This window comes from Thalassospira mesophila, from assembly GCF_002115755.1.
Lineage (GTDB): Bacteria > Pseudomonadota > Alphaproteobacteria > Rhodospirillales > Thalassospiraceae > Thalassospira > Thalassospira mesophila.
This window is the reverse complement of sequence record NZ_JFKA01000062.1, coordinates 1-583: the sequence shown is the minus strand read 5'-3', so window position 1 is coordinate 583 and position 583 is coordinate 1. Positions and strand designations below refer to the sequence as shown.

General features: G+C 54.9%; 1 protein-coding gene. It reads right to left on the bottom strand.

Going from position 1 to position 583, the window contains the following annotated elements; genetic code table 11:
• Positions 1–517 (bottom strand): IS110 family transposase (locus TMES_RS22035; RefSeq protein ID WP_143589783.1); only part of this gene is annotated, 517 nt, incomplete at its 3' end.
• Positions 518–583 lie beyond the last annotated feature (66 nt).

Genomic DNA, 583 nt, shown 5'->3' with positions numbered 1-583 from the left:
GTTTTTTTAAAACGGCGGAAACCCGATCTCCCAACTTGCCTGTGCCCTTGGGAAAGCGAATCCCCAAAGAGCAGAGAAAGCCGCCAATAGCGTTCCGGGTGGTGCGACGTTGTGCAACCAGATGTCCCCGCGCCTTGATCAGCATGCGATCTTTCTGCGCATCTTCCGCGCTCACCGCCACCGAACGACAAAATCCTGTCCGCGCGATCTCGGCCAGCATCACAGCATCATTGGTATCGGTCTTGTTGTGTTGTAGCTTCATAACCGCATGGGCTTGACGGGCGTCGATCACATCCACCGGCAAACCGTAAGCCCGCAGACCGCGCGCCAACCACGACGACAGTGTTCCCGTCTCCAGAACAATCCGCTCCGGGCAAAGGGTGTGGTCGCGCAAAGCCGCAAACAACGCCTCAGGATCACTTCGCACCTTGCCTTGCTTCAGGATCTGTCTCTTGCCATCCATCACGCAAAAACTCGTATCTTCCTTTGATACGTCAAGTCCGACATACTCTCCCATGGTCACTCTCCTTGATAAGCCTTCTGAGGCTGTGTTTTACCAACTCGCATCATAAGCTCAGAAGAG